Annotated in this window: 21 protein-coding genes and 1 tRNA gene; 8 read left to right on the plus strand and 14 right to left on the minus strand. The window is 71.2% G+C overall.

The features are described 5' to 3' along the window. Positions 1-145: 145 nt before the first annotated feature. The 5 genes from IPJ17_15175 to IPJ17_15195 all read left to right on the plus strand — a co-directional run bounded on the left by IPJ17_15175 (position 146) and on the right by IPJ17_15195 (position 4857). Positions 146-2509: a FecR domain-containing protein gene (locus tag IPJ17_15175; protein QQR72824.1), complete on the plus strand. Its 2364-nt coding sequence runs from the start codon at positions 146-148 to the stop codon at positions 2507-2509. A 60-nt stretch (positions 2510-2569) separates the two neighbouring features. After that, positions 2570-2830: a hypothetical protein gene (locus IPJ17_15180; protein ID QQR72825.1), complete on the plus strand. Its 261-nt coding sequence runs from the start codon at positions 2570-2572 to the stop codon at positions 2828-2830. Positions 2831-2847: 17 nt separating this feature from the next. Further along, positions 2848-3252, plus strand: a complete 405-nt coding sequence (acpS, locus tag IPJ17_15185) for a holo-ACP synthase (protein ID QQR72826.1) — start codon at positions 2848-2850, stop codon at positions 3250-3252. 73 nt (positions 3253-3325) lie between these two features. Beyond that, the gene (gene lspA / locus IPJ17_15190) at positions 3326-3835 is read left to right on the plus strand and encodes a signal peptidase II (GenBank protein ID QQR76193.1); all 510 of its coding nucleotides are present in this window, start codon (positions 3326-3328) and stop codon (positions 3833-3835) included. A gap of 20 nt (positions 3836-3855) precedes the next feature. After that, on the plus strand, positions 3856-4857 hold the full coding sequence (locus tag IPJ17_15195; protein ID QQR76194.1) for an RluA family pseudouridine synthase: 1002 nt from the start codon (positions 3856-3858) through the stop codon (positions 4855-4857). 36 nt (positions 4858-4893) lie between these two features. Here IPJ17_15195 and IPJ17_15200 read toward each other — a convergent pair whose 3' ends face one another. Both IPJ17_15200 and IPJ17_15205 read right to left on the minus strand, forming a co-directional pair. Beyond that, a complete protein-coding gene (locus IPJ17_15200; GenBank protein ID QQR72827.1) occupies positions 4894-5478 on the minus strand; it encodes a polymer-forming cytoskeletal protein in 585 nt (194 codons plus the stop codon). 103 nt (positions 5479-5581) lie between these two features. Further along, a tRNA-Gly gene (locus IPJ17_15205) sits at positions 5582-5657 on the minus strand. 81 nt (positions 5658-5738) lie between these two features. Between IPJ17_15205 and IPJ17_15210 the strand changes: the two genes are divergently transcribed. Beyond that, positions 5739-6014 carry a hypothetical protein gene (locus IPJ17_15210; GenBank protein QQR72828.1) on the plus strand — a complete coding sequence of 92 codons (276 nt, stop codon included), beginning with the start codon at positions 5739-5741 and terminating at the stop codon, positions 6012-6014. Positions 6015-6032: 18 nt separating this feature from the next. Here the strand turns inward: IPJ17_15210 and IPJ17_15215 are convergent, their stop codons facing one another. From IPJ17_15215 to IPJ17_15270, 12 genes are all read right to left on the minus strand, one after another. Next, on the minus strand, positions 6033-6905 hold the full coding sequence (locus tag IPJ17_15215; protein ID QQR72829.1) for a serine protease: 873 nt from the start codon (positions 6903-6905) through the stop codon (positions 6033-6035). Continuing rightward, positions 6860-8983, minus strand: a complete 2124-nt coding sequence (locus IPJ17_15220; protein QQR72830.1) for a PDZ domain-containing protein — start codon at positions 8981-8983, stop codon at positions 6860-6862. The genes IPJ17_15215 and IPJ17_15220 overlap by 46 nt, the downstream gene beginning before the upstream one ends. Further along, entirely contained in the window at positions 8980-10005 is a 1026-nt protein-coding gene (locus IPJ17_15225) for a TIGR00266 family protein (protein QQR72831.1), read from the minus strand. The genes IPJ17_15220 and IPJ17_15225 overlap by 4 nt, the downstream gene beginning before the upstream one ends. A 46-nt stretch (positions 10006-10051) precedes the next feature. Next, positions 10052-10858 (minus strand): glutaminyl-peptide cyclotransferase, encoded by an 807-nt coding sequence (locus IPJ17_15230; GenBank protein QQR72832.1) that lies wholly within the window; start codon positions 10856-10858, stop codon positions 10052-10054. Further along, the gene (locus tag IPJ17_15235; GenBank protein ID QQR72833.1) at positions 10855-13368 is read right to left on the minus strand and encodes a zinc-dependent metalloprotease; all 2514 of its coding nucleotides are present in this window, start codon (positions 13366-13368) and stop codon (positions 10855-10857) included. The genes IPJ17_15230 and IPJ17_15235 overlap by 4 nt, the downstream gene beginning before the upstream one ends. An 82-nt stretch (positions 13369-13450) precedes the next feature. Continuing rightward, positions 13451-14197, minus strand: coding sequence for a hypothetical protein (locus tag IPJ17_15240; protein ID QQR72834.1), 747 nt, complete (start codon positions 14195-14197; stop codon positions 13451-13453). Further along, entirely contained in the window at positions 14194-15660 is a 1467-nt protein-coding gene (locus IPJ17_15245; GenBank protein QQR72835.1) for a hypothetical protein, read from the minus strand. Before IPJ17_15245 ends, IPJ17_15240 begins: the two co-directional genes overlap by 4 nt. Then, positions 15657-19784 (minus strand): HAMP domain-containing protein, encoded by a 4128-nt coding sequence (locus IPJ17_15250; protein QQR72836.1) that lies wholly within the window; start codon positions 19782-19784, stop codon positions 15657-15659. Before IPJ17_15250 ends, IPJ17_15245 begins: the two co-directional genes overlap by 4 nt. 40 nt (positions 19785-19824) lie before the next feature. Beyond that, positions 19825-21495 carry a urocanate hydratase gene (gene hutU, locus IPJ17_15255; protein QQR72837.1) on the minus strand — a complete coding sequence of 557 codons (1671 nt, stop codon included), beginning with the start codon at positions 21493-21495 and terminating at the stop codon, positions 19825-19827. 44 nt (positions 21496-21539) lie between these two features. Then, the gene (locus IPJ17_15260; protein ID QQR72838.1) at positions 21540-21863 is read right to left on the minus strand and encodes a hypothetical protein; all 324 of its coding nucleotides are present in this window, start codon (positions 21861-21863) and stop codon (positions 21540-21542) included. A gap of 30 nt (positions 21864-21893) precedes the next feature. Beyond that, positions 21894-22532: a hypothetical protein gene (locus IPJ17_15265; protein ID QQR72839.1), complete on the minus strand. Its 639-nt coding sequence runs from the start codon at positions 22530-22532 to the stop codon at positions 21894-21896. Beyond that, positions 22520-23257: a DUF4388 domain-containing protein gene (locus IPJ17_15270; protein QQR72840.1), complete on the minus strand. Its 738-nt coding sequence runs from the start codon at positions 23255-23257 to the stop codon at positions 22520-22522. Before IPJ17_15270 ends, IPJ17_15265 begins: the two co-directional genes overlap by 13 nt. Positions 23258-23468: 211 nt before the next feature. Here IPJ17_15270 and IPJ17_15275 point away from each other — a divergent pair, with 211 nt between their 5' ends. Further along, positions 23469-24740, plus strand: a complete 1272-nt coding sequence (locus tag IPJ17_15275; GenBank protein ID QQR72841.1) for a hypothetical protein — start codon at positions 23469-23471, stop codon at positions 24738-24740. Between the two features lie 41 nt (positions 24741-24781). Next, entirely contained in the window at positions 24782-25354 is a 573-nt protein-coding gene (locus tag IPJ17_15280; protein QQR72842.1) for a glutaredoxin family protein, read from the plus strand. Positions 25355-25360 lie beyond the last annotated feature (6 nt).

The following is a 25360-nucleotide window of genomic DNA, read 5'->3' on the forward strand; positions in this document are numbered from 1 at the left end:
GTCGTCAAGGGTTTGCGTCACATATCGCAGCTCGCCTTGCAACGCCTACGGGGCGCACCGCGCCGGGCAGGGATCCTGGCCCGACGTTTGCTAACGACAGTTGACGATGAGCAGACGAGCCTCACGCGAAAGGGAGCATCCAACCATGCGCAACCACCGACGGCTCCTCACTGCAATTGCCCTGAGCGGCGCGCTCGCGGCCGGGATGGCCGCCGCCGAGGACACGAGTTACAGCTACGTCCGGGTGCTCGACGGCTCGGCGAGCGTCGTCTCCAGCGGCGGCGACGGCGCCGAACCGCTCGAGTTGAATCAGCCGCTGCTGACCGGTGACCGGATCGTCGTCGCGGCGAGCTCTCGGCTCGAAGTCGTCCTCGCCGACCGGACCCGACTCCGCCTCGACGCCGGCTCGACCGCGGTCCTGCGCGCCGTCGCCTTCTCCGCGGACGCGACGGATCGTGCCACTCGCCTCCAGCTTGCCGGCGGGACACTGCAACTGTCGGTCGACGAGAATGCCCAGGGAGACGAACTGCCGCGCATCGACCTGCCCAACGCCACCGTCTACGTCCAGGACGTCGGCGACCTCTCGGTGGCGACCCTCGGCGGCGACTCCTCCGAGGTCGTCGTCCGGCGCGGCTTCGTCGAGATCGCCACCGAACGCGGCTCGACTCTCCTGCGCGCCGGCGAGGCGGCCCGCATCACCGGCGCGAGTTGGGCGACGACGAGACTCGTTTCCGCGCCACCCGCCGATGCCTTCGAGCGCTGGGCACGCGCCCTCGAGAACGAAGGGTCGACGCGTCGCAGCGGCTACGTCGACGACCGACTCGCCTACGCCTCGGCGAACCTCGACGACTACGGCACGTGGGTGACGGTCGACGAGGACTGGGCCTGGCGGCCGCGGGTCGACGACGGCTGGCGACCCTACTGGCAGGGGCGATGGGCCTACAGTCCGAGCGGTGCCACCTGGATTTCGAACGAGCCCTGGGGCTGGGTCCCCTACCACTACGGAACCTGGGATCTCGTCCCCGGCACCGGCTGGGTCTGGTTCCCCGGGACCACCTACTCGCCGGCCTGGGTCTACTGGTACTGGGGTGACCAGTGGGCCGGCTGGTGCCCGGTCGGCTACTACTCGCGACATGATCGGCATGCCGGACGAGGCCGTGGCCTGCGCTTCGGCGTCTACGGCTCGGTCGGGGGCGGCATCGACCTTTATGCTGACTGGAGCTTCGGTCCGGCGCATCTCCTCTTCGACCGCCACCACCGCGACCGCTTCCGGCGAGGCGGCGTCGACTTCGCTCGCGAGATCGGCACGAGAACGTTGCCACGGGGCATCCTGACGACCGATACCCGCGGACTCGACCCCCGGCGGCTGCGCGGTGGCCGCGATCCCCGCGAGCTCCTCTCCGACGAAAAGGGGCGCCCCGGAGGATCGGGCGACCCGCTTCCGGACGCCACCGCCTTCATCGCGCGTCGCCCGGAGATCACTCCGGAGCTCCGTCGCCGGATCTACGTCGATCGGACGGGGGATGCCGACGACCGCGCACTGCTCGATCCGACCGCTCCGGCGCCGCGACGCGAAACGGGGACGCGCGACGATCGCGCCGGGCGCTCGTACCGACCGCCGCAGGGCGAACCGAGCGTCGGCGAAACCGGTGCGGCGGCGGGTGGCACCACGCGCGGCGTGCGCGAGCCGCGCCGAGCTCAACCCTGGACGCCGCCGACAGCGACCTCGGACTCCACCGGGTGGCGAGCTCCGCGCGTCGACGACCTGGCGGGCCCGCGCGCGCTCGAGGTTCGCCCGGCGCGGCGGTTTCCGCCGACGGGAACGGGAGTGGAGGCTGGCACCCCGGCGAACGGCACCGAACCCGCGGGGGTCCCGGTCGAGTCGCCGAGCGATCCGCCCAGCCACGGTCCGGGGCGATTCCGGCCGCAGAACCCTTCCCGGGCCGACGAACCGCCCACCGCTCTCGAGGTGACGAACGACAGCCGCCAGAACTGGCGGCGACGCGGAGCCGACCAACCGGAGGCCGACCTCGGGGAAGCGGCGGTGCCGCACGCTCCGCGCTGGCAACCCGCCGAGCCGGCGAGCGGCAGCCCGGGCGAGGTCCGCGGGTCCTCGGAGCGCGTCGACCGGCGTCGCTGGACACCCCCCTCGGTCGACCCCGTCGACACCTCGAGCTGGCGGCGTCCGGTGACACCCCCGGACCCCTCGGTCCAGCCGTCAGCCTCACCCGATCGGAGCCGCGGTCCGTGGGCCGGTTCCGAGCGACCGCCCGTGCGGCGGGTCATCGACGGTTTCCGGCAGGTCGGCTCCGGCAGTTCGAGTCCGACGTCCTCTACCTCGACGGACGACCGACGAAGCCGGCCGGTCGTCGAGTCGAAGCCTTCCTCCCCGTCGAGCTCGTCGGGATCCGCTCCGGAGCGTGGACGGTCGCCCCATCGCGAGCCGTCGCCCCGAGAGTCGGCGCCCCATCGAGACCCGGCTCCGCCGCCGCCTCCCGATTCGAACTGAGCGCCGGGCGAATCGACCGGTCGGGCGCAGGTGACGCGGGCGGCATAGAATGCCGCCCGCATGCGCCTCGACGTTCTTGTGCGGCTTCTCTTCGCGCTCTACTGCGTCGAGGCCGGTCTGCTGCTGACCTTCGTGCCATGGATGCCCATCTGGGATCGGACGTGGATCCTCCTGGCCCCCAACTTCGCCCGGCAGGCGCTGCTCTCTCCCTGGGGTCGTGGCGCCGTCACCGGCTTCGGTCTCGTCCACCTCGTCTGGGGTGCTCACGAGCTCCGGCAGTGGCTGGGCTCGCGTCCTGACGCGCCATCGTCGACCTCGTGACGGGTGAAGATGAACGGATGAACCGGATCCTCGGCGTGGGACTCGATCTCGTCGAGCTGAATCGCGTCCGCTCGGCGCTCGGCAGACACGGCGAGCGATTCGTCGAGCGCATCGCCGACCCGCTCGAAATCGGCTCACGCTCCGCGGCGGGTCAGGCACAGACCGTCGCCGGGCTCTTCGCCGCCAAGGAGGCCGTGCTCAAGGCCTTGGGAACCGGATGGGCGGAAGGCCTCGCCTTTCGCCAGGTAGTCGTCGAGCGTCTCGCCTCCGGCGCACCGCGGGTGCGGCTGGAGGGCGAAGCCCGTCGTCGAGCCGACCGGATGGGCGTCGCCCGGATCCACCTGTCCATCACCCACGACGCCGGGGTGGCTGCCGCCGTCGCCGTTCTCGAAGGCCCAGGAGAGCCACTCGATGGAGACTGACGCCGCGATGTCCGCCGACCCTGTTCCGCCCCCCGTGCCCGCTCCACCGCCCACCGCCACCGCCCACCGCGGGATGGCCAGGAAGGCACGCTATCTGCTCGTTTCGCTCGCCGTCCTCGCCCTCGACCAGTGGACGAAGTGGCTGGTAGAGCTCCACCTTCCCGAGCTCACCTCGCAACCGGTGATCCCCGGCGTCTTCCACCTCTCGCACGTTCGGAACACCGGCGTGGCCTTCGGCATGCTCGCCGCCCACGGGGCTTCGGGCGGGATGATCTGGCTGATCCTGCTCGGCGCTTCGGCGCTCACCGTCATCGCCTGGTTCTTCTGGCGCACGCCGGCGAACGAACGCCTGCTGCTCGTAGCGCTCGCGCTCGTGCTCGGCGGAGCGGTCGGCAACCTCCTCGACCGCCTGGTCAGCGGAGGCGTCACCGATTTCCTGCTGGTCTATCTCGGCTCCTACCACTGGCCGGATTTCAACGTCGCCGACATGGCGATCTCGATCGGCCTCGTGCTGCTGGTTCTCGATTCCTTTCGCTCGCCCACCCGGCCGTCGACCCCCGACGGAGTCGAGGTAGCCACCTGACCCAATCCACGACGAGAGACCTGGACGCCACGGCGACGCCGGCCGGTGCGGCCGCGGTCGAGCGCCGGCGCCTCGACGTCCCCGACGACGCGCAGGGCGAACGGCTCGACCGTTTCCTGGCACGCACCCTCGAGGTTCCGCGCAACCAGGTTCAGCGATGGATCGACGAGGGTCGGGTCGAGATCGGCGCGCGGACAGCGCGTGCCTCGGAGCTCTTGCGCGCCGGCGCCGAGATCCGCTGGACCCCTCCCCCGCCCCCGAGCGCCGGCATCGATCCCGAGGCCGGCGACCTGCGCCTGCTGTACGAGGATTCCTGGCTGGTGGCGGTCGACAAGCCGCCCGGCCTGGCCGTTCACCCCGGCGCGGGGCGAAGCCGAGGAACCCTGGCCCATCATCTCCTCGAACGCTTTCCGGAGATCAGCGGCGTCGGCGGCCCGGGCCGACCCGGGATCGTCCATCGGCTCGACATCGGGACGAGCGGTGTCCTGGTGGTCTCGCGCACCGCCGAGGCATACCGGATCCTGACCCGCCAGTTCGCGTCCCGCGGCATCGGCAAGCGCTATCTCGCCGTGGTCTGGGGTTGCCCGGAGCCGGCTGCGGGTCGGATCGAGGCGCCGATCGCCCGCCATCCGGTGCGACGCAAGGAGATGGCCGTGGTGGCTCGCGGCAGGGCGGCCGTCACCGACTATCGAACGATCGCGCGAGCCGGGGGCGTCGCCCTTCTGGAGGTCCGGATCGAAACGGGCAGAACGCACCAGATCCGCGTCCACCTGCGACATCGCGGTTGGCCGATCGTCGGCGATCCGACCTACGGAGAGGAGCGGTGGAAGGCGGTGCGCGACCCCACGCGCCGAGGGGCGCTGCGTGCGTTCACCCGGCCGGCCCTGCATGCCTGGAGGCTGGAGCTGACGCACCCGGGAAGCGGCGCCCGGCTCCATCTCGAAGCTCCTCCCCCCGACGATCTGCGCGACCTCTGGCAGGTCGCCAGCGAGACGAGTTGGCCTGACCTCCCGGCGCGCTGACTCCGCGCCGCTCGGGGGCGCGCATCCGCGACGACCTCAGCGGGGCGCGTCCGTCGGTGCGTTCGGACCTTTCCCGGGGCGTTCCTTCCCCCCGCGATCCTTCGACGACTGGCGGCCAGCCGCCCCGTCCGCCGGTGGCACCGCCGCAGCGGCGTCCGGAGTCGACGCTTCGGCCGGTGCGCTGGCCTCACCCGGCTTTCCATTCGTGGCGGACGCCTTGGGAGCAGCAGCCCGGTCGGCGGGAGTCTCGTGCATCACCACTCGTCCCGAAAGGAACGCCCCTTCGGCGACGACGACACGCGGAGCCGTGAGGTTGCCCTCCACCGAGCCACCGGCCAGGAGCTCGATCCGCTCGAGTCCGCGGACATCGCCGATGACCCGGCCGGCGACACGCACGCCGCGGGCCACCACCTCGCCGCGCACCGCTCCGCTCGCGCCGATCAGGAGGTGCCCCCCGAGTCGGACCTCTCCTTCGAGCTCCCCGTCGATGACGACTTCCATGTCGCCTTCGATTCGCCCGACGATCCGGGTCCCTGTCGAGACGCGGGTCGCTCCGGGATCGAACGGCGTCGGGCGAAGTGGCGAAGCGGCGGGATCGGGAGCGCTGCTGAACCAGCCCATGGTCGGAGGTCTCCTCGCGGTCGGCCTGCGGAGCGGCGCTCCGGAGGCGTGGGGCCAAAATGACAGCGGCGCCCTCGCGGGCGCCGGAGATCGACGAAAGGAATGGAGCGGGCAACGGGATTCGAACCCGCGACATCAAGCTTGGGAAGCTTGCACTCTACCAACTGAGTTATGCCCGCCCGGGCTCTCTGCGACGAGCGACGATAGCGCGGCTCCAGCAACCGGTCAAGGGAGCGAAGCGGCGGCGCTATACTCACGCCATGAGCAACGTGGCGAGCCCCGAGCGCTCCGAGTTCCTCTACTTCTTCCCCGAGGAACAGGTGACCGGCGACCAGCTCCGCGAGATCCTGCGCGCGGGCAGTGCCGAACGACGCGCCTGGGCGATCTCTCACCTGCTGCGCTACGCCGAGTGGGAGGACATCTGGGCCTACGTCTCGCGGAACGAGGTGCGCGAGAGTTTCACCCATCTCGAGCTCCCCGATCCGCTCCGCCTCGCCTGGGCTCGCCTGCTCAAGCTCGAGAGCCTCGTCGACTGAAGGCGAGAGCCTCGGTTCTCACGGCGCAGGCGCCGCCGCGCGTTCGGCGAGCATCGCCTCGGCTCGCTTCGTGGCTTCGCCGACCAGGCCGCGAACGCGATCGGCAGGCAGGAGGAAGGCACCCAGCCGCGCGTTCTCTTGCCGCTGCCGCAGCGACGGCGAGAAGCCGGTGAACTCGCCCATCCCCCCCGCCGAGCCGTCAGGGACCCGCGACAGCACGGTGACCAGGACGCCGACCGGGCGACCCGTCAGGTCGAAGAGCGGCAGGCCGAAGCTCGACACCACTCCATCCAGGATCCACGCCTCGCGCGGTTTGCCGATCTTGCCCGCCAGCCGGGCCGTCTCGAAGTAGCTGGCGCCGTCGAAGGCGCCGCCGAGACGGGAAACGGCCACCACGCGCTGACCGAGCTCGCCACGGGTACCCGCGGCGAAGTCGACGTACGGCAACGGCTCGGCCGGCGGCGGGTCGAGCTGCAGGAACGCGATATCAAGATCCGCGTCGCTCGCCACCAGGATGGCGGAGAGGTCTCGGTCGCTTCCCGGGAGCGTGACGCGAATCCCGGTCGGCGCCACCTGCACCTGGAATCCGCTCTCGCTTCGGCCCTGCGCGGCGAAGGCCTCCGACCAGCGCACCGCGGACAGATGGGAGTTCCACAGCACGATGAGCCCGCGCGGACCGACCAATGCGCCACGCGCCTCGGCAACGCTCTCCTGCTCCTCGCGCTCTCCGCCCGACCCGATCGAGATCCGCAGTCGAGCCTTCACCGAGACGATCGACGGCGCGACGCGCTCGACCAGCCGGGCGAGCGCGCTCGTCTCGTCCTCGGCGAAGGCCGGCGCACCAATCAGTTGGACGACGAGGAGGGCGAGGAGGACTGCGCGTCGCGACATGGTTCTCCCGGGCGGACCGGTTCGAGGAAAAGGAACTGCGTGAGGGAGCCGCGGCGCACGAAGAGCTCGACCGTGCAGGTACGCTCGGCCCGCAGCGCCGCCAACGCCTTCATCAGGCTGGCGGCATCGGAAACATTGCGCCCGCCGGCGCGCAGGACGATGTCGTCGGTGCGCAGTCCGGCGAGCTGCGCCCACCCTCCGGAGGTGGCCTCCACGACCAGGGCACCGCGCTGCTCCTCGCCGACATGCAACCGCAGACGGTCGAAGGCAGTCAGATCGCGAGCTGCGATCTCGAGCTCGTCGTCGCGCTCGAGACGTGCCTGCCCGGGATCTTCGGGTCGCGCTTCGAGCTCGACCGCGAGCTGAATGGCACTCATCCCGGCCGAGGTGTGGCGCAGCAGGTCGAAACGCACCGCCGATCCGATCGGACGCTCTTCGATGCGGTGCTGCAAGTCCTCCGACTCCTGGACCCGCGCGGCGGAGAGCGGCTCGCCGTCGAGCGCCGTCAGGATATCTCCCGTCGCCAGCCCGGCGCGCTTGGCCGCTCCGCCGTCGAAGACCTCGGTGACGCGGAACCCGCGTCGCTCGGCGAGCCCCAGAGCCGTGGCGATCTCGGGAGTCACCACCTGCGTGCGCAAGCCAAGCCAGGCACGCGGCAGCTCACCGCCCCAGAGTCGCCCCGGCGGGACCTCGAGCTGAACGGTCGCCAGCACACTCTCTCGGCCGCGACGAAGCTCCAGCAGCAACGGAGCGCTGCGATCCGCCTTCTCCAGTGCGGCGGTGAGGTCCTCGAGACGCGCGAGCGGCAGACCGGCGGCCACCAGGAGGACGTCGCCCGGCTGCAGTTGCGGTCGCGCGCGCGAGGCCGGCGCACCCGAACGCAAGCCCGTGACGAGCAGGCCCTCCTTCGTCGCCAGCCGGTTGGCGAGGACCATCGGGCCGGTCACCTCCTGCGCCGTCAGGCCGAGCGAACGAAACTCCGCCTCGCTGCCGCGACCGCGCTCCATCGGCTCGGTGAGCAGCTCGAGCTGACGTCGGACCCCCGCCCGCTCGATCTCGACCGGCACCTTCCGGCCGATCGGCAGGCTGGCGACGCGCTGCGAGAACGCCGGTAGCTCCTCGAAGAAGCGAACCGCGACCGGATGGCCGTCGAGGCCGAGCACGAGGTCGCCGGCGAGGAGGCCGCCACGCGCCGCTGGCGAGCCCTCGACGACCGCGGCAACCAGAGCACCCTGGTCCCTTCCCAACTTGTCGACCGGCAGCACGCTCAGCCCCAACCAGGCGCGACGGACCTCTCCCTGTTCGAGGGCCTGCGCGAGGACCTCGGCGGCCACGGGCGCCGGGATGGCGAAACCGAGCCCGGAACCACCGAGCTCGTTGATCCCGACGACGCGTCCGGCGAGATCGACGAGCGGCCCGCCGGAGTTACCCGGCAGGATGAGCGCATCGTGCTGAATCCAGGGAGTCAGGGTACCGGCGGCCTCGCCCGCGCCGAGATCGACCGGGACGAGCTCGGTCCCGGCGGCGTCGGTGAAGACCCGCCGAGGGTTCGAGACGATCCCGAGCGTCACCGAGGAGGCGAGCGCGAACGGGTTGCCGATGGCCAGCACCGGATCTCCGACCTTCAGCGCGACACGACGGTCGAGCTCGGCGTAGGCGAAGCGGCGAGGCGAATGGGGGACCAGCCGCAACACCGAGAGGTCGGTGGCCGGATCGTGCAAGACGACTTCGCCGTCGAGAACTTCGCCCGTCGAGAGGGTGCCGCGGATCCGGATCGAATCGCCGGCGACGTGGTAGTTCGTCAGCACGTGCCCCTGCGGCGTGACCACGACACCGCTGCCGGCGACCCGGAAGCGCTGGGCGCGCCCGTCGGCGTAGCGCTGCGAGACGATCGTCAGATTCACCAGTGCGGGGAGGACCTTCTCCACCGCAGCGTCCACCGCCGGGCGCAACGCCTCCGGGTCGCGGCGAGCGGCTGAGGGAATCTCGTTCGCCAGAGGGCCGTCCGACCAGACCCCGGGCGCCGACCCCAGGGCCAGCGTCAGGGCCAGCGACGTGACCCGCCCGTGCCCGGTCAACGTCCGTCGCCGTCGAGCAGGTTGCCGAGCGGCCCGAGGATCGAGCCCTCTTCGCGCCGCCTCCCGGCGGGCGCCCCGGCGGCAAAGACCCGGCTGGCCAGCCGGCTGAACGGCAGCGACTGCAGCCAGATCTTTCCGGGGCCGGTCAACGTCGCGAAGAACAAGCCCTCGCCGCCGAAGAGGAAGGTCTTGACGCCCTTCACCATCTGGATGTCGTACTGGACCTGGGTCTCGAACGCCACGAGACAGCCGGTGTCGATGCGCATCGTCTCACCGGGAGCGAGCTGACGCTCGACGACGGCACCGCAGGCGTGCATGAAGGCGAGACCGTCGCCGTCGAGCCGCTGCAGGATGAACCCTTCGCCGCCGAACAGGCCGGCCCCCAGCTTGCGTTGCAGGGCGATACCCACCGAGATCCCCTTCGCCGCGCAGAGGAACGAGTCCTTCTGGCAGATCAAGGTGCCGCCGTGCTGCCGCAGGTCGACCGGGATGATGCTGCCGGGATAGGGCGCAGCGAAGGACACGCGCTGCCTCGTCCCGCCCTGGTTGGCGAACACCGTCATGAACAGCGACTCGCCGGTGAGCACGCGCTTGCCAGCCGACATCAGCATGCCCATGAGGCCGCCGCTCCCACTCGCCGCCGAGCCGTCGCCGAAGATCGTCTCCATCTCGATTCCGGGATCCATGTAGAAGAAGGCGCCCGCCTCGGCCACGCACGCCTCGCCGGGATCGAGGGTGATCTCGACGAACTGCATCTCCTGGCCGAAGAGCTCGAAGTCGATCTCGTGGGCCACCGTCGCGCCGGCAGAGGGGGCCGCCCCCGCGGCCGGCATGGCTCCCGGGCGAGAGGAGAACTCGGCTCGTGCCGTCATCGGCTCCCAGTTCGCCATCCCCTGACAGAAGACGTGGGTTCGGCGTGGATCCAGGGTCCCGGACTGCACGCGTGCGACGATGCTCGAAAGCGGTAGCGGCCCTTCCTGCCGGCCGTCCACCGCCACGTACCAGAGGCTGTCCTGTGTCATGTCGCTCTCCTGTTGCTGGGGGCGCAGTGTACCAACGGTGGCGGCGCTAGCGCGCCGTCGCCGACTCGTCGAAGCGCACTTCGAAGAGGGTCGGCCAGTACTTTCCGGTCAGCAGGAAGGTCTTGCGAGCCGGCACGTACGCGATCCCGTTGAGCACGTCCGCCTCTCGCCGCGCGTCAGCGTCGAGCAGCGACGAGCCGTCGACGACCACCTCGACTCGCCCCGTCGTCACGTCGATCCCCACGATCTCGTCGGTCATCCAGACGTTGGCCCACAACCGGCCCTCCGCCCACTCGAGCTCGTTGAGCGCCGGCAACGGCAGCCCGTCGCGTGTCACCCGGATCGAGCCGGTCTCCGCGAACGTCGAAGGGTCGCGGATCGAGATGCGGTCGGTTCCGTCGCTCATCAGGAGCCGCGTGCCATCCGAGGTGAGCCCCCACCCTTCGCCACCGTAGCGACGCTCGCCGCGACGAGCGAAGGTCGGAAGGTCCCAGACGAGCAGGCGTTGCTCCTGCCAGGTCAGTTGCAAGAGCTCCTGCCCGTGGCGGGCGAGCCCCTCGGCGAAGAGGTCAGCCGGCAATTCGACCCGGCGAAGGACGCGGCCGCTCGTCAAGTCGACTTCGCGCAGCGAGGACGCGCCGTAGAGGCCGGTCGACTCGAACAGTCGGCCCTCGCTCCACACCAGCCCCTGCGTGAAGGCCGCGTGGTCGTGTGGATAGGTCGCCACCACCTGCGGCGAGATCCGACGCAGCGGCCGGGCTCCCGGCGGTACTCCACCGCTGCGGGCCGAGAGAGCCACGACCTGCAGGCCCAACGCCGCGAAAAACGCCAGCCAGCGGACGCGGCGACTCACGGGCCGACCGCGCATCCGTCGCCCAGCGGCTCCCCCGGAGGCGCTGGCGGCGCGGCCGGGAGCCGCACGGTGACAGCAGCCGGACGAGCCAGGAAACGGCCGAGGTCGCCGATCAGCAGCGCCAGGTGCGCCTTCTCCTCGCCGTCCAGCGGTTCGATCTTGTCGAGCCGCTGAAGCAGGCTGGCCAGGGCCGATTCGACTCGGGCGCGGACACCGCTGCTGGCCTCGGCGCTCTCGGCCAGGGAGAGGAGGCGGCCGACCAGGACCCGTTGGGTGGTGCGCGCCACTTCGGCCACCCGCGGCTCGAGCAGCGCCGCATCGGCGAAGACCGAGGCGACCGTCTTGTCGAGAACTTCGTCGAGCCCGGGCACTTCGGTGTTCCGGCGGTGGAAGTCCACCAGGCGAGCGCAGCGAGCGGGGTCGAGGAGGCCGGCGAGCACGGTGTCGGCGAGCGAGGCCGCCAGGCCCAGCGCATCGAACGTCGGCGCCGTCGCGCCGCGGAGCTGCTCCGGGTAGGCACTCCAGCCGGGCGGGCGCGGCGTCAGCCGCTGCAGGATCGACTCGGGAAGGTCGAGCTCCTCCGGCGCCAGCGAGGCGAGCACGACGGCGAGGGCGCGCCGCTGCTCGTCGCCACGCGTGCGACGAGCGCGCGGCTGCCCATCGCCGCGGAGCGCGTGCCGGTAGTCGAGACCGCCGACCACCTTCGTCGCCGCCAGGATCTGATGCCGATGGAAGAAGTAGAGCGGAACCAACCGCTCTTCGAGCTCACCGAGCGGGCGACCCACCGGGACGTTGCGTTCGCCGAAGCGCGAGAGCGCCAGGCGGCGAATCGTCATCGTCCGTTCGAGCTCGGTCACCGGGTCGGCCCCGTTGTCCCAGAGGCTGGCCCGCGGGCTCGCAGTGCTGGGAGCGCGTGCATCCTCGTCGGAGAGGAAGACGAGGTCGCGGCTCGCCGCCTCGCGGGCGAGCTTGTCGAGCTCCACCGCCTCGTCGGTACCTGGAGGGAACTGCTGGTAGGCGTAGCGCAAGGCGAAGAGATCCCACTCTCCGAGCCCGTCGGCGTAGGCGCGGCTCATGTCGAATGCTCCGCCTTCCGTCACGCGAACGTAGGGCCCCGGATAGTCCATCACCGACGCCCGGCCGCCATAGGTGCTGGCGGCGAAGTTGTGGGCCAACCCCAGCGCATGGCCGACCTCGTGCGCCGCGAGCTGACGCAGACGGGCCAGGGCGATCTCGACCGGATCCGACGCTCCGCCGGTGCCGAGCAGCTCGGAACCGAGCAGCCCTTCGAAGAGCAGCCGGTCGTAGCGCACCCGCATGGAGTCGAGAAGAACGTGACCCGAGACGCGCTCGCCCGTGCGCGGGTCGACCACCCCGCTGCCGTAGGACCACCCGCGCGCGCTGCGGTGGACCCACTCGATCACCGGATAGCGTGCGTCGAGCGGGCTCACCCCTTCGGGCAGCAATTCGACGCGGAAGGCGTCGATGAATCCGGCCTCGTCGAACGCCTTGGCCCACCAGCGCGCCCCTTCGAGAACCGCGGTTCGCGCCGGCTCGGGAATCGCGCGATCGACGTAGTAGACGATCGGCCGGCGCACGACCGAGCGCTCGGCCGTGGGATCGACCTTCTCGAGGCGGTGACGGACAAGCCACTGGCGCTCACCCGATTCGGCCAGGGGCGCCGTGACGTCGCGGAAGGTGACGGTCAGCGAACCGGCTCGTGGATCCGCGGCGCGAGGCTGGTAGCCGGCATCGGGAAGGCGCAGGAGAGATTGGTGCTGGACGAAGCTCACGGCGTCTCCGGCAGCCACCGCGCGCACTTCCGCACCGGGCTCGGCGGCGACGAACGTGAGAAGCGCCTCGAGCTCGAGGTTCTCCGGGAAGCTCGCACAGCCCTGGGGATCGAGCGCGCTCCGACCCGCATCGAGCTTCCACTCCCCCTGTCCGGCGGTGTGCAGCGTCGACGCCACGCCGTGCGCGTCGCGCACCGCGAAGGAGGTGAAGTCCACGACGACTCGGCCGTCGGGGTCTTCCCCGAGGATCTCGCCCGCCCACAGGACCTGGGGAGCGAACGACTCGGCCGCGGCACGTCGGGCGGCGACGTCGTCGAGGAGCGCCCGCACGCGCAGATTCGGCTCTTCGACGAGGACCTTCGCTCCCAGGCGCCGCAGGCGCACGTACCGCGTCGTTCCGAGGTCGCCACGATCGAGCGTCAGCGCGGGAGAGCCGAGTCCGGTGAGGATCCCCTCGGAATAGAGAAACGAGGCGATCACGCCCTCTGCGTCGGCCGGAGGAAGCTCGAGCAGGACACGCCCGCGCTCACGGTCGAGGTAGGTCGTCAGCAGCCCCTCGTGGCGCTCGAAGCCACTGGTCTCGAAACGAATCGGAGGGAAACGACTGATCGCGGGATTGGCGTCCGGTCGCGGACGGTTGGCTTGCGGGGTCGGCGTGGTGGCGCAACTGAGCAGCCACAGGCCCGCAGCGAGCGAGCCGAGGCGGAATCGAGGCATGGCGAAGCTTGCTACCTCCGTGGTTGACCCCAATCGGCGCGATTCGCCGCGGTCGAATTGTCGCATTGTAGCGCGCGAGGCGCTACGCGCCCGCTGCCACTCTCCCGTCGGCTGGGCGACTCGACAGCGGCGACTCGCCCAGCCAGGAGGCAACCCGGCTCGCCAGGGCGACCCAGGTCCAAGCCCAGGCGGCACCGATTGCGGCGGCCAGGGCGAACCCGACCCACGGGGCAGCGCTGCCGAGGCTCCCCAACTCCGCGGCCTTGCGGATGAGATCGTCGCCGACGAGCTGGGCCGCGGCGGGGGCGGGGGATCGCCAGGGTGGAAGCTGGCGAACCAGCAGCGACCCGATCTCGTAGGCATCCCCCGAGAGCGAGACGATCGGCGCCAAAGCCCAGGGCAACCAGAAGCCGAAACGCCACGGGTGCCGGGAGACTGCCGCGCGGCGCAGCGCCCAGAACCCCGGCCAAAGGGTCAGCAGATAGGGCGCGAGATCGGTCGCCAGGTAGACGAGATCGGAACCGCCGGTGTCGAAACCCGACAGGCGGCCTGCATACTCACCCGCCGGAACGACGAACGGGAGGGCCTTGGCGAGCAAGGCCCCGTCGTAGAGGGCGTCGATCTCGAGGCGGGTAACCGTTCCACCGGAGAGCAGGCAGCCGGCTGCGTGCATCAGCTCGTGCAACGGCACATAGACCCACCACCCCGCGGTGAGCCCCACGAAGGTCCACAAGAGCGCCATGCCACCGCCGGCGAGCAAGCGGTCGAGGCCCAGCCAGGGATCGCTCCAGAGCGCCTTGGCGTGCGGGCCGGCGAAGCGACGCCTCAAGGCGTCAGGTCCCAGTCGACCGGAGGTACGGCAAGCACCCGGCCGTCGGACAAGACGAAGTCTCCGGACACGGTGACCCGCATCGGCCTGCCACTGAACTGCACGGTGATCGGTCCGCTGACCAGCTCGGCCCGCCCCTCCACCAACGGAGCGAAGAGCCGGACGACGTCGGGCCGGCGCACCGCCGCGACGCGCGAGCGCTCGTCACGCCGGTCCACCTCGGCGCGGAGGAACTGTCCGAGCTCGACGTCGGACACCACGCCGCCCGGCACGTGCGCCGAGACGAAGTTGTGGTCGAGCGTCGCCACGTCGGTCGGCTCGTCGTTGCCCGAGCGCAGCCGGAGACGGAAACGGAACCTGCCCCGATCGGCCCCCAGCGAATCGACCTCGATCGCGAGCTGTGGCTCCGCCGGACCGGGCTCCAACGCCGCCGCGAGGCTCGACGGCGAGAGCGAGAGGCGATCGCCTGCCTCCGGCTCGCGAAAGAAGACCTCGCCGAGTCGGTGAGGCGTTTCGAGGGTGCCGAGCAGTCGCTGCAGCTCCTCGAGGACCGGTGTCGGCGTCCGCACGAAGCGGAGCCGGTCGCCCGCTCCGACCTCGACCCCGCCGACTCGTGCCGCAGCCCGCGCTCGCAGCTCCAGGACCTGACGGTCGATCCCCTGAAGCGAGAAGCCGGGGACGAGCTCGAGGGCCGGATGGGTGAGCAAGGAGTAGAGCGACACCGCGGGAGAGAGGCGGGTCGAGCGACCGTCGCGGGCGATGCGCGAGCCGTTCCCCAGGGTCACCACGCCGACCAGGTAGGGCTCACCGAGGTCTTCGAGCTTGCGGAGATCACGCTCGGTGATCTGGAGATCCCAGCTTTCCGGATCCTCGTCGCCTCCTTGACGCTCGCCGTGCAGGAAGGCCACCCAGAAGTCCGTCGCGCGGGCGAGCTGCGCCATCCCCTCCTCGCCGAGGCGCCGGCGATCGATGGTGACCGAGAGGAAACGCCCGTCCGGCAGCGCCTTGCGCAACGACTTGGCGACCCCCGCGAGATCGGCGAGCGGTCCTTCGACGTCGAGGTCCAGATGCAGGCCGACGACGAAGAGACCGGTCCCCTCCGCCCCGAGGAGAAACCCCCGGACCTCGTCGACCAGCGAGCTCGACGCCGTCGCACCTGCCGGCAGACTGCCGCGCAGCACCAGCGTCACCGGCACGCGGCGCGGCAGGGCGAGGGCGGACTTGCCCACCAGGCGCAGCGACCCGCCTTCGGCTCTCAACTCCCCGGCGTCGAGGAAGAGCTCGCGCACACCCACCGCCTCGAGTCGTCGCATCTCGGGCGCGGCGGCGATCTCGCTGGGACCGGCGAGCCAGAGGGCCGAGGTCGCCGCCTTCTTGGGGCGGCCGAAGAGGGAGGGGCAGCCGATGGCCACGGCCGCCAGGGCCAGCACCGCGAGGCGACGCCCGAGAGATCGTCGAGTCATGACAGGGGGATTGTAATGATCGCGGCCAGCCCACCGCCAGGGCGATTGTGCGCCACGAGGGTTCCGCCGTGCTCCACCGCGATGCGGCGTGCGATCGGCAGTCCCAGTCCGGTCCCCCCGGACTGCGTCGAGAAGTACGGCTCGAAGATCCGCGAGAGCAGATCCTCGGGCACTCCCGGGCCGTGATCCTCGACCGCGATCCTCGCCTCCTCGGCGGTCGCCGAGAGCGTGACGACGACTCGTTGTCCGGCGGCGCTGACGCGCAACGAGTTCTCGATCAGGTTGCGGACCGCCCGTCCGAGAAGACGGGAGTCGAAACGGCACGCCAGGGTGGGCGGCGCCTCCAGTCGGACCTCGGCGACCGAGGCGACCGACCCCGCGTATCCCTCGACGATCTCACCGACCAGCGCGACGAGATCGCCGGGTTTTCGCTCCAGCCGCGGCAGCCGGCTATAGGTCGCGAAGTCGCCGGCGATGTCTCGCAGCTCGTCGACCTGCCGCAGGATGTTCGCCGTGCAGCGCTCGAACGCTTCGGGGAAGCGATCGCGGTCGCGTTGCCATACCTCGCGCAGGAATTCGGTCGAAAGCCGGATGGGAGTCAACGGGTTCTTGATCTCGTGGGCGATGATCCGGGCCATCTCCGCCCACGCCGCAAGCCGCTGCCCTCGCAGCACCTCCGTGGCGTCCTCGACGATCAGCAGCGTCACCATCTCGCCTTCGCCGGGGACTGGAGCCCAGACCACCGCCCACTCGCGGTCTTCGCCGGCCTTTCCCGCGAGTCGCACGGTCCACTGCTCGAGCTCCCGACCAGCCTCCTTGAGGTGAGCGGCCAGGGGAGCGAGGGCCGGCTGGGCGGCGATCGCCGGAACGAGGACCTCCCCCGGGGCGACGCCGAGCAGGGTGCGGGCCGCACGGTTCGCCAACTGGACACGCCCCGCTTCGTCGATCGAGACCACGCCCGAAGTGACGTTCTCGACGATCCGCTCGACGACCAGCTTCTCCCGCACCAGGCGCTCACGGCCCTCGGCGATGCGGCCGGCCATGCGGTCGATCGCCTCCACCAGGGCGGCGAGCTCGAGCTCGCGCGGCTGCGGAGTTCGCGCCGGCTCACCGGCCGCGATCCGCCGGGTGCTCTCGACCAGCTCGTCGAGCGGCTGGGTGAAATTGCGCGCCAGCCGGATCCCGACGATCGACAGCCCAGCGAAGAGGCCGCTCGCCACCAGCAGCGCCCGTCGACGCAGCCGCTCGAGCTCCGCCCCGAGCTCCTCCTGCTGAGCGAGCAGCGGCATCGAGAGGAAGAGCCGGCCGCGATCGATCGGCACTCCAGGAACCCGCAGCGGCGCGAACAGCTCGAGATAGGTCTCGCTCCCGGCCTGGCTGTCGCGCGACGCGAGATCGTCGCCGAAGAGCGCCAAGCGCGCCTGCACTTCCCCGGGGATCCGATGCGGCAGCAGCCCCGAGGTGAAGAGCTCTCGGCGGCTCGACGCGTAGAGCTGCCCGCCCCAGTAGAGGTTCACGTCGTGTTGGACGACCCGCGACAGCCAGCCGAGCAGAGCGTCGTCGAGCGCCGTGTCGAGCCCGAAGCCCGGGTCGAGCGTCGCCAGGTACTCCCCCAGGACGCGTTGCGCCGAGTTCAGGGCCGCCTCGCCGTCCTGGCGCTTCTGCAGCTCGAGACGCCGCCCGAGCGCCGCGGTGAGGAAGGTGTAGAGCACGACGCTCGGCACCAGGACCATGCCACCGAAGAGCAGCAGCAGCCGGCGAGAATAGGAACGCACGGCCCGCAGCGCGAAGTCGCGCGCCACCGATCGCGGCAGGGAGAGCAGCGCGGCGGCGCCGAGCAGGCCGAGGCCCCACACGGCGAAACCGAGCGCGCGGGTGGCGACGCGCTCGATGCCGGCGATCCAAGAGAGACGTTGGACGAGCAACGCGAGGACGCCCCACCCTTCACGCTGGGCGATCCCCCAGGCCGGACCATCGGGCGTTGCCAGCTCGATCCGTCTCGTCGACTCTCCCGGGGCCAGTCGCAACTGCGGCGGCTCCTCGCGCCACGGTGTGAGGAGCGCCCGCCCTTCGGGCGAGAAGAGAGCCAGCCGGACCTCCGGGCGCGAGCCGACGAGCCGGCCTCCGGCCACCGCGGGTCCACCGCGCAGGAGGATTCCGGCGAGATCGTCGAGTGGCGGCGGCTGCGCGGCAAAACCGGGACGGGGCAGCATCCAGAATCGGGCCAGCGCCCAGCGCTCGCCGCGCAGCTCGATCCAGGCCTCGCCCGCCACCAGCGCCGACTCCCAGCCCGGAACCGCGACCTCGCTCCAGCGGGCCGGCTCGCGGTCGAGCTCGCCCTCCGGGGTCAGCGGAAGCCCGAAGGCGAACACCGAGCTTCGTGCTCCCGGAAGCTGCACGGTGAGCGCCGAGAGGGCGTCGGGCCGGGCAAGCGGCGATCGACGCCACAGGGCATACGCCAGGTCGAGCCGATCGACCTCGTCGATCTCCCGGGGGGCAAAGGTCGCGGCTTCGAGACCCGCGAAGTGCGCCTCGATCGACGCGGCCAGTGGGGTGAGACGCTCGGCGGTCGGCGGCGCGATCGACCACAACCGCTGCGGCAGGCTCCGTCGAAGCTCACCTCGCTCGGCAATCTCCACGGCGACCGCGGCGAAGGAGGAGGCCAGCAAGGCCAGCGCCGCCAATCCGGCGCCGCCCCCGTGCGACCCGTCGGCGACGGCTCGACGCCAGGTTGCCGCGGCAACGATCAGGGCGAGCACCGCGACGGGCAGGGAATCGATCGCCGAGGCGGCAAGCAGCAGTAGCGTAAGACCGACGAGGGCGCCGCCCCACCGGACGCCCCTGGCACCCGACGCGGCGAGTCGACCCGCGGCCAACCACCCCGAAGCGACGATCAGCGCGGGGGGAAGCCCGCGCAGCACCGCCACCGACGAAAGCCAGCCAGGGCTGGAGTCGCCCGCGTCGAAGCTCAGGGCGAGCAGCCACGAAACGAGCAGGGCGCTCGCGGCCGCCGCCATGGCGAGCAGGTCGGCGGCCCACGGACCCCAGCGTCCCTTCGGCACGCGCGTCGCGGCGATCAGCAGCACCGCCCCGCCCAGCACGGCCAGGACCAGCTTCGCGGAGACCGGGACGCCGACGGCCCAGCAGCCCAATGCGCCACTGGCAGCAGCCGCGGAGACCCAGCCGGACCGGGCTCCCGCGAGGATCGTGCCGCGGAGCAGGAGCCGGCCGATGCCTCGCATCACGGCGATCGCCAGCAGTCCGAGCGCCATCGCCCAGGCAGCGACCGGCGACCGCTTCGTTCGATCGGTCGCGCGGTCGGCGCCGGATCCGGTGCGGTCGACGGCGACCGCGAGGCGCGGCAGGCCAGGCTCGTCGAGCGTCCAGTCGGCGTCGAGCCTCTCGTCGCTTCGCGGAAACCGCACCCTCCACGACGGCTCGCCGAGTCGCGCCGCCGGCAGGAAACCGGGCGGATCCAACGCGAAAGAGCGACCGGCGACGACCTGCCAGGCGCGCCCTGCCGTGCCAGGCACCTCCCCGGATCGCCTGCGGCTCGGCACCGGCTCGGCCACCAGGAAGGCCACCGAGGAGAAGCTGGCCTCGACCGACGCCCCGCGCTCGGGAAGTCGCGACGACACCGGCTCCGGGACGAGCCCGGTTCCGGCCCACGCTCTCGTCACGCCATCGGGATCGACGAGCCGAAGATGAAGCGTTCCTTTCGACGCTCGGGCGAGCGCGTCCAGGCGATCGAAGCTGTGGCGAACGAACTCGGCGTCGTCGCTCGGCTCGCCGAGCAGCGATGCCGCGACGCTCGCCTGCTGAACGAGCGGCGTCCAGGCCGCTCGATAGGCATCGCGCACGGAAACCGGAGCAGCGCCCTTCCCGGACCACGAAGGCACGACGAGCGGGGCCGCATCGATCGCGGTGAGGGCAATGGCGATCGCGAAGGCCGTGCCGGCGAGCCATCGCTCGCGCCGCGGCGGCCGGAAGACGGCCAGCCAGAGCACGGCCCAGACCAGGAGCAGCGGCGAGCGAATCGACGACGCGGCGAGCAGCGCCGCCGGGGCGGCGACGAGGAGGAGCGCCTCGGCGCGCTCGGCGTCCGGCCTGGGCAGCGCTCGCACCGCGACGGTTCCGCGTTCCTCGCCCCGGCCGATGGTGCGGTCAGCGTCCCATCATCGGCAGGTCGACGCCGTGGCGGCGGGCGCAGTCGACGGCTTCCGGGTACCCGGCGTCGACGTGTCGGGCCACGCCCATGCCGGGGTCCGAGGTCAGGACCCGCTCGAGGCGTCGCCCCGCCTCGGCGGTACCGTCCGCGACGATCACCATGCCGGCGTGGATCGAATTGCCGATGCCGACTCCCCCGCCGTGGTGAACCGACACCCAGGTAGCGCCGTTGACCGCGTTGACCAGGGCGTTGAGGATCGGCCAGTCGGCAATCGCGTCGGAGCCGTCGCGCATCGCTTCGGTCTCTCGATGCGGCGAGGCCACCGAGCCGCAATCGAGGTGGTCGCGGCCGATAACGATCGGCGCACTGACCTTGCCGCTCGCGACCAGCTCGTTGAAGACCTTGCCCGCTCGCGCGCGCTCGCCATAGCCGAGCCAACAGATGCGTGCCGGCAACCCCTGGAACGCCACGCGCTCACGAGCCAGGCGAATCCAGCGACCCAGAGCGGCGTCGTCCGGGAAGGTCTCCAGGATCGCCTCGTCGGTCGCCGCGAGGTCGTTCGGATCGCCGGAGAGCACGGCCCAACGGAACGGGCCCTTGCCTTCGCAGAAGAGCGGGCGGATGAACATCGGCACGAATCCGCCGATGTCGAAGGCATCGCTGACCCCGGCCTCACGGGCCTGACCCCGCAAATTGTTGCCGTAGTCGAAGGCGACCGCCCCGCGGCGGCCGAGCTCGAGCATCGCCCGGACGTGCGCGGCCATCGTCCCCATCGAGCGCCTCACGTACTCGGCCGGATCGTCGGTCCGCAGCGCGAGCGCCGCCCGGTAGGACAGACCGTTCGGCACGTAGCCGAGCAGTGCGTCGTGCGCCGACGTCTGATCGGTCACCGCATCCGGCACCAGCCCACGCGAAACGAGCAGCTCGAGAAGGTCGACGGCATTGGCTTCGACACCGATCGACACCGCCTCGCCGCGATCGCGCGCCGCGAGCGCCTCGGCCACCCCGGACTCGAGGTCCGGCGCGAGGCGGTCGAGATAGCGCGTCTGCAGCCGGCGATCGATCCGGTGACGATCGACTTCGGCGACCAGGCAGACGCCCTCGTTCATCGTCACCGCGAGCGGCTGGGCACCGCCCATCCCGCCGAGGCCGGCGGTCACCACCAGGCGCCCGCGCAGCGATCCGCCGAAGTGCTGTCGCGCGCACTCGGCGAGCGTCTCGAACGTCCCCTGGAGAATCCCCTGCGTGCCGATGTAGATCCAGGAACCGGCAGTCATCTGGCCGTACATCGTCAAGCCGAGCCCTTCGAGACGCCGAAACTCGTCTGCCGTCGCCCATTTCGGCACCAGCATCGAGTTGGCGATCAGCACGCGTGGAGCGCCCTCGTGCGTCTTGAACACGGCCACCGGCTTGCCGGACTGGACAAGCAGCGTTTCGTCGCCAGCCAGCCGTCGCAGGGTGTCGACGATCGCGTCGAAGCACGGCCAGTTCCTCGCCGCGCGACCGGACCCGCCATAGACGACGAGGTCCTCCGGACGCTCGGCCACGTCCGGGTCGAGATTGTTCATCAGCATGCGCAGCGCGGCCTCCTGCTGCCATCCGCGGCAGGAGAGCTCGCCACCGCGCGGAGAGCGCACGAGGCGGGGGGCCGTTGAAGTCGAGGACATGGGCGGCATTCTAGCGCCGCCGCCCCGATCCGGTCGGCGCCGAGTCAGTCGCCCTTGAGCAGGTCGAGGAAGCTCAGCGCATCCCGCAGGATCCCGATGACGATCCAGACGAAGGCGGCGCCGAGCAGGAAGACGCCGAAGGTCAACAGGCTCATCGTCTCCTGCGACAGGCCGAGCAGGAGCGAGAGCGGGGCGACGACGTAGCCCAGGAGGAAGAACGCCAGCAGCGCCGTCAGCAAGCTCCACTTGCGCCCGATCTCCCCTCGTGCCAGGGCTCGCCGCAGCTTCACCGCGGCCACGAGGTCGACCGCCATGACGACCGCGGCGACGGCGGCGAGGGCAAGGGCAACGATCTGCATGGAAGTCATCCCATCTCCTTTGGGCCGGACCCCGAAGGTTCAGCGCGGCTCGCCGTCGAGCGCTTCGCGGAGTCGCTGCTCGAGCCGGCGGCTGCGTGAAGCATCGACGAAGAGTCGGGTGAAGCGCACCACCTCGCCCACCGCCGCCTCCAGGCGGCGCCGATCCGTGCCGGCGGAGCGCAGCATCTCCCGCGCCTTGCCGGCCTTCTCGCCGAGCTCCTGGTCGACCAACTCGGCAAGCCGAACGGGAAGAGGCGACCTGGAGCTCGCGGGCTGCGGATCGAGGCGCTCGGCGGGACGAGACGCTCGCGAGCGGACCCGCTCGAGCGCACGCAGCGCCGTCCGCATCCGCAGGCGCAACAGCGCCAGGTTCCCGGTTCCTCGCGAGATCACCGCCAGACCGCCGCCGGGCGGGAGGTCCACCACCGCGACGTGTCGCTCCGCCAGGCCGAGGACGAGCGAGCGCACGCCGCCCAGCGGTGCCACGGCATGGAGGTCCGCAGCGACCCGGCCGAAGACTGCGGCGAGACGGATCCGCAACGGATCCGGCATCGCGTTTCCCGGAGCCGCCGCAAGCGGTCTCCCGAAGTCGTCGAAGGCGAGGCAGCCGATCACCGTGTCGGCCGCGGCAACCGCTTCGAGCGCTTCGATGAGTGCCGGATCCGCTACTTCAGGCACGCTCGCAGAACCTCCTCGACGCCTTCCGTGGCTGTCGCCGGGTGAAGGAGCGCAGCGATCAGATGGTGGTGATCGCCGACGGCGAGGACGCGCCCCTCGGCGGTCTCGATCAGCAGGCGGTCGACTTCGCGGCCGAGGCCGAGGGCCTCGCCGGCCTCGGCCCCCGCTTCGAAGGCGACCACCGCGAGGGCCGCAAGCTGGTCGGCATCGGCCTCCCCATGACGCTGCTCCACCATCCCGTCGCACCGAGCGAGGACGCTCCCGCGGACTTCGGAGATTCCGGCCAACCGCAACCAGTCGCCACTTGCCGGCTCCGGCGACGAAGCGCTCACCGAGCCGCCGCCTGCCGAGGAGGAGAGTGATCGGCGCAGGTCCACCTGCTCGGCGGCTTCGAGGAGCAACTCCGGCCAAGCCTGGCTCAGCGTGCGCTCTTCAGCCGCGCGTCCGAGTACGAGCTCGAACCGCCCCGTCTCCCAGCCGAAGGCCTCGAAGAGGGCCGGCCTGCCGCGAAGCGGGCCTGTCACCGCGTGGACCAAGTCCCCCCCTTCGGCCCAGACCTCGGCGCTCGCCGTGCCCCGCTCGAGGCGAATCAGCGCCGTCTTCCGTTCGTTGCAGACCAGCTGCACGAGATCGGTCAACGACATCTCTTCGAGTTTTCCGCGCATAGAGAGCAGATCGCCGCCCGGCCCCCCCACAATGCCGCAGTTACGACAACTCAGTTTCACACCTGGATGCAGGCATACCCACCACCCGGCGGGGTGGGTGGCAGGTGGCGCTCCGCCGTTTCGGCCACCCCATCGCGCAGGCGCTCCCCACCTCCGAGGAGGTTCCCGTCCCGCCTGCGGCAGGGCGATGCTTTCTTTGGCAACTCGATCCGCATGGCGCTCGCAGGGAGACCGCCGGCGGCGTTGCCCGCTCTCGGGGGAGGGCAGGTTCATGGAGCGTTCCACGTCCGCCGAAGGCGTCGTCGGCAAGTCGACGACGAACCGCTTCGGCTTCGTCATGCATCCGCTGACCGTCGACTACGTCCAGCGCCATCGGGCGCTGCGGTGGACCCGTCATCTGCCGCGACCCTTCGTCGAGCGAATGGCGGCGAGGCTTCCGGCTCTCGAGGTCGGATCCGTGCGCGGGGGGATCTCCCCGGAAACCGGACAAGCGATCCAGGGCTACCTCTTCTCGATCGGGGCCACTCCGCGGCAGATGCTGACCCGGCCGCCGGCCTTCACCTACGCGCGGCTGAACCAGGCCGCCCGCCGCGCCGCAGCCCGCGGCGCCGGGATCCTCGGCCTCGGCGCCTTCACCAAGGTCGTCGGCGACGCCGGCATCACCGTTGCCCGCGAGGCGCCGATCCCCGTCACCACCGGCAACAGCCTGACGATCTCCGCCACCCTCGAGACGGCGAAGGTGGCCGCCAAACGGCTCGGCTGGCCCGACCTCGGGCGGGGCCGGGCCATGGTCGTCGGCGCCACTGGCGCGATCGGCTCGGTCTGCGCGAGACTCCTCGCGACCGCGGTCAAGGACGTCGTCCTCGTGTCGATCGAACCCGAGCGGCTCGAGGCGTTGCGCGGTCGCATCCTGCAGGACCAGCCAGACGCGCGAGTCGAAATCGACCTGACCACGCATCGCTGGGTCGGCGAATGCGACCTGATCGTGACGGCCACCTCGGCGTTCGGCCAGCGCGTGCTCGACATCAGCGAGTGCAAGCCCGGCGCGGTGGTCCTCGACGTCGCGCTCCCCCCCGATCTGTCGGCCGAGGAGGCGGCGCTGCGGCCCGACGTCCTGGTCATCGAAAGCGGCGAAGTCCTGATCCCGGGCCCGGTCCATTTCAGCTTCGACATCGGCCTCCCACAGGGCGTCGCCTACGCCTGCCTCGCGGAATCGGCGCTCCTGGCGATGGAGGGCCGCTTCGAGTGCTTCACGCTCGGACGCGACATCGAGCTCGAGAAGGTCAAGGAGATCTACCGGCTCTTTCGCCGTCACGGATTCGGGATCGCCCCCCTGCGCTCGTTCGGCCGTCTGTTGACCGACGAGCTGCTCGTCGAAAAGCGCGGCCTCGCCGAGGCACTGCTCGCCGACCCGGGGCGCCTCGCCGCCGTGCGCGCCGAGGCGCGCAGCCGGCTGAAGGCGATTCCGCCGCGTTCGAAGGGCGTGCCGGCGACGACCGTGCCGGCGCCCGCCCACCCGCTCGCCGCGACCAGCGCCGGCTGAGGCGGAGCGGGCGCCGCCCAACGGCGTGATAGCGTTTCGCGATGCGACCCTTCACGCTCGGCCGCGTTCTCGCGGGACTGTTCCTCCTCTCGACCGCGCTCGAGCTCGTCGGCGCGGCCCGAGCGGATCTCCTCCACCTGAAGGACGGCCGCAAAGTCGTCACGCTGGGGCCGTGGACGATCGTCGACGATCAGGTCCGCTACACCACCCCGATCGGACGCCCGGGCAGCGTGCCCGTCGCCGAGGTCGACCTCGAACGCAGCCGTGCCGCTTCTCCCGCCTCGTCGCCCAGCTCGGCCACGGTCGAATCCAAGAGCCGGACGGCGGGCAAGTCCGGCGAGCGGATCGTCCTCTACGAGACCTCCTGGTGCCCCTGGTGCAAGCGAGCCCGCGAGCTCTTCGCCGAGCTCGGGGTGCCGATTCTCGAGCGGGACGTCGAAGCCGACGCCGCTGCCGCTCGCGAGAAGGAGCGGTTGGCGCCCGGGACCGGCGTTCCCGTCGTCGTCTACGGTGAGCGAGTGATCCGCGGCTTCTCCGAGGTCGAGTTGAGGAAGATCGCCCAGGCCTATCGCGATCGCCAACGCGCGACCCCGGCGCCGGCCGTCGCCAACTGAGGCGAC

The sequence above is a fragment of the Holophagales bacterium genome, assembly GCA_016699405.1.
Lineage (GTDB): Bacteria > Acidobacteriota > Thermoanaerobaculia > Multivoradales > JAGPDF01 > JAAYLR01.

Bases quoted from the DNA above. Each gene is read 5' to 3' on its own strand.
- IPJ17_15175 (QQR72824.1), top strand. From the start codon at position 146: ATGCGCAACCACCGACGGCTCCTCACTGCAATTGCCCTGAGCGGCGCG.
- IPJ17_15180 (QQR72825.1), top strand. From the start codon at position 2,570: ATGCGCCTCGACGTTCTTGTGCGGCTTCTCTTCGCGCTCTACTGCGTC.
- acpS (QQR72826.1), top strand. From the start codon at position 2,848: ATGAACCGGATCCTCGGCGTGGGACTCGATCTCGTCGAGCTGAATCGC.
- lspA (QQR76193.1), top strand. From the start codon at position 3,326: ATGGCCAGGAAGGCACGCTATCTGCTCGTTTCGCTCGCCGTCCTCGCC.
- IPJ17_15200 (QQR72827.1), bottom strand. From the start codon at position 5,478: ATGGGCTGGTTCAGCAGCGCTCCCGATCCCGCCGCTTCGCCACTTCGC.
- IPJ17_15210 (QQR72828.1), top strand. From the start codon at position 5,739: ATGAGCAACGTGGCGAGCCCCGAGCGCTCCGAGTTCCTCTACTTCTTC.
- IPJ17_15215 (QQR72829.1), bottom strand. From the start codon at position 6,905: ATGTCGCGACGCGCAGTCCTCCTCGCCCTCCTCGTCGTCCAACTGATT.
- IPJ17_15225 (QQR72831.1), bottom strand. From the start codon at position 10,005: ATGACACAGGACAGCCTCTGGTACGTGGCGGTGGACGGCCGGCAGGAA.
- IPJ17_15235 (QQR72833.1), bottom strand. From the start codon at position 13,368: ATGCCTCGATTCCGCCTCGGCTCGCTCGCTGCGGGCCTGTGGCTGCTC.
- IPJ17_15245 (QQR72835.1), bottom strand. From the start codon at position 15,660: ATGACTCGACGATCTCTCGGGCGTCGCCTCGCGGTGCTGGCCCTGGCG.
- hutU (QQR72837.1), bottom strand. From the start codon at position 21,495: ATGTCCTCGACTTCAACGGCCCCCCGCCTCGTGCGCTCTCCGCGCGGT.
- IPJ17_15260 (QQR72838.1), bottom strand. From the start codon at position 21,863: ATGACTTCCATGCAGATCGTTGCCCTTGCCCTCGCCGCCGTCGCCGCG.
- IPJ17_15275 (QQR72841.1), top strand. From the start codon at position 23,469: ATGGAGCGTTCCACGTCCGCCGAAGGCGTCGTCGGCAAGTCGACGACG.
- IPJ17_15280 (QQR72842.1), top strand. From the start codon at position 24,782: ATGCGACCCTTCACGCTCGGCCGCGTTCTCGCGGGACTGTTCCTCCTC.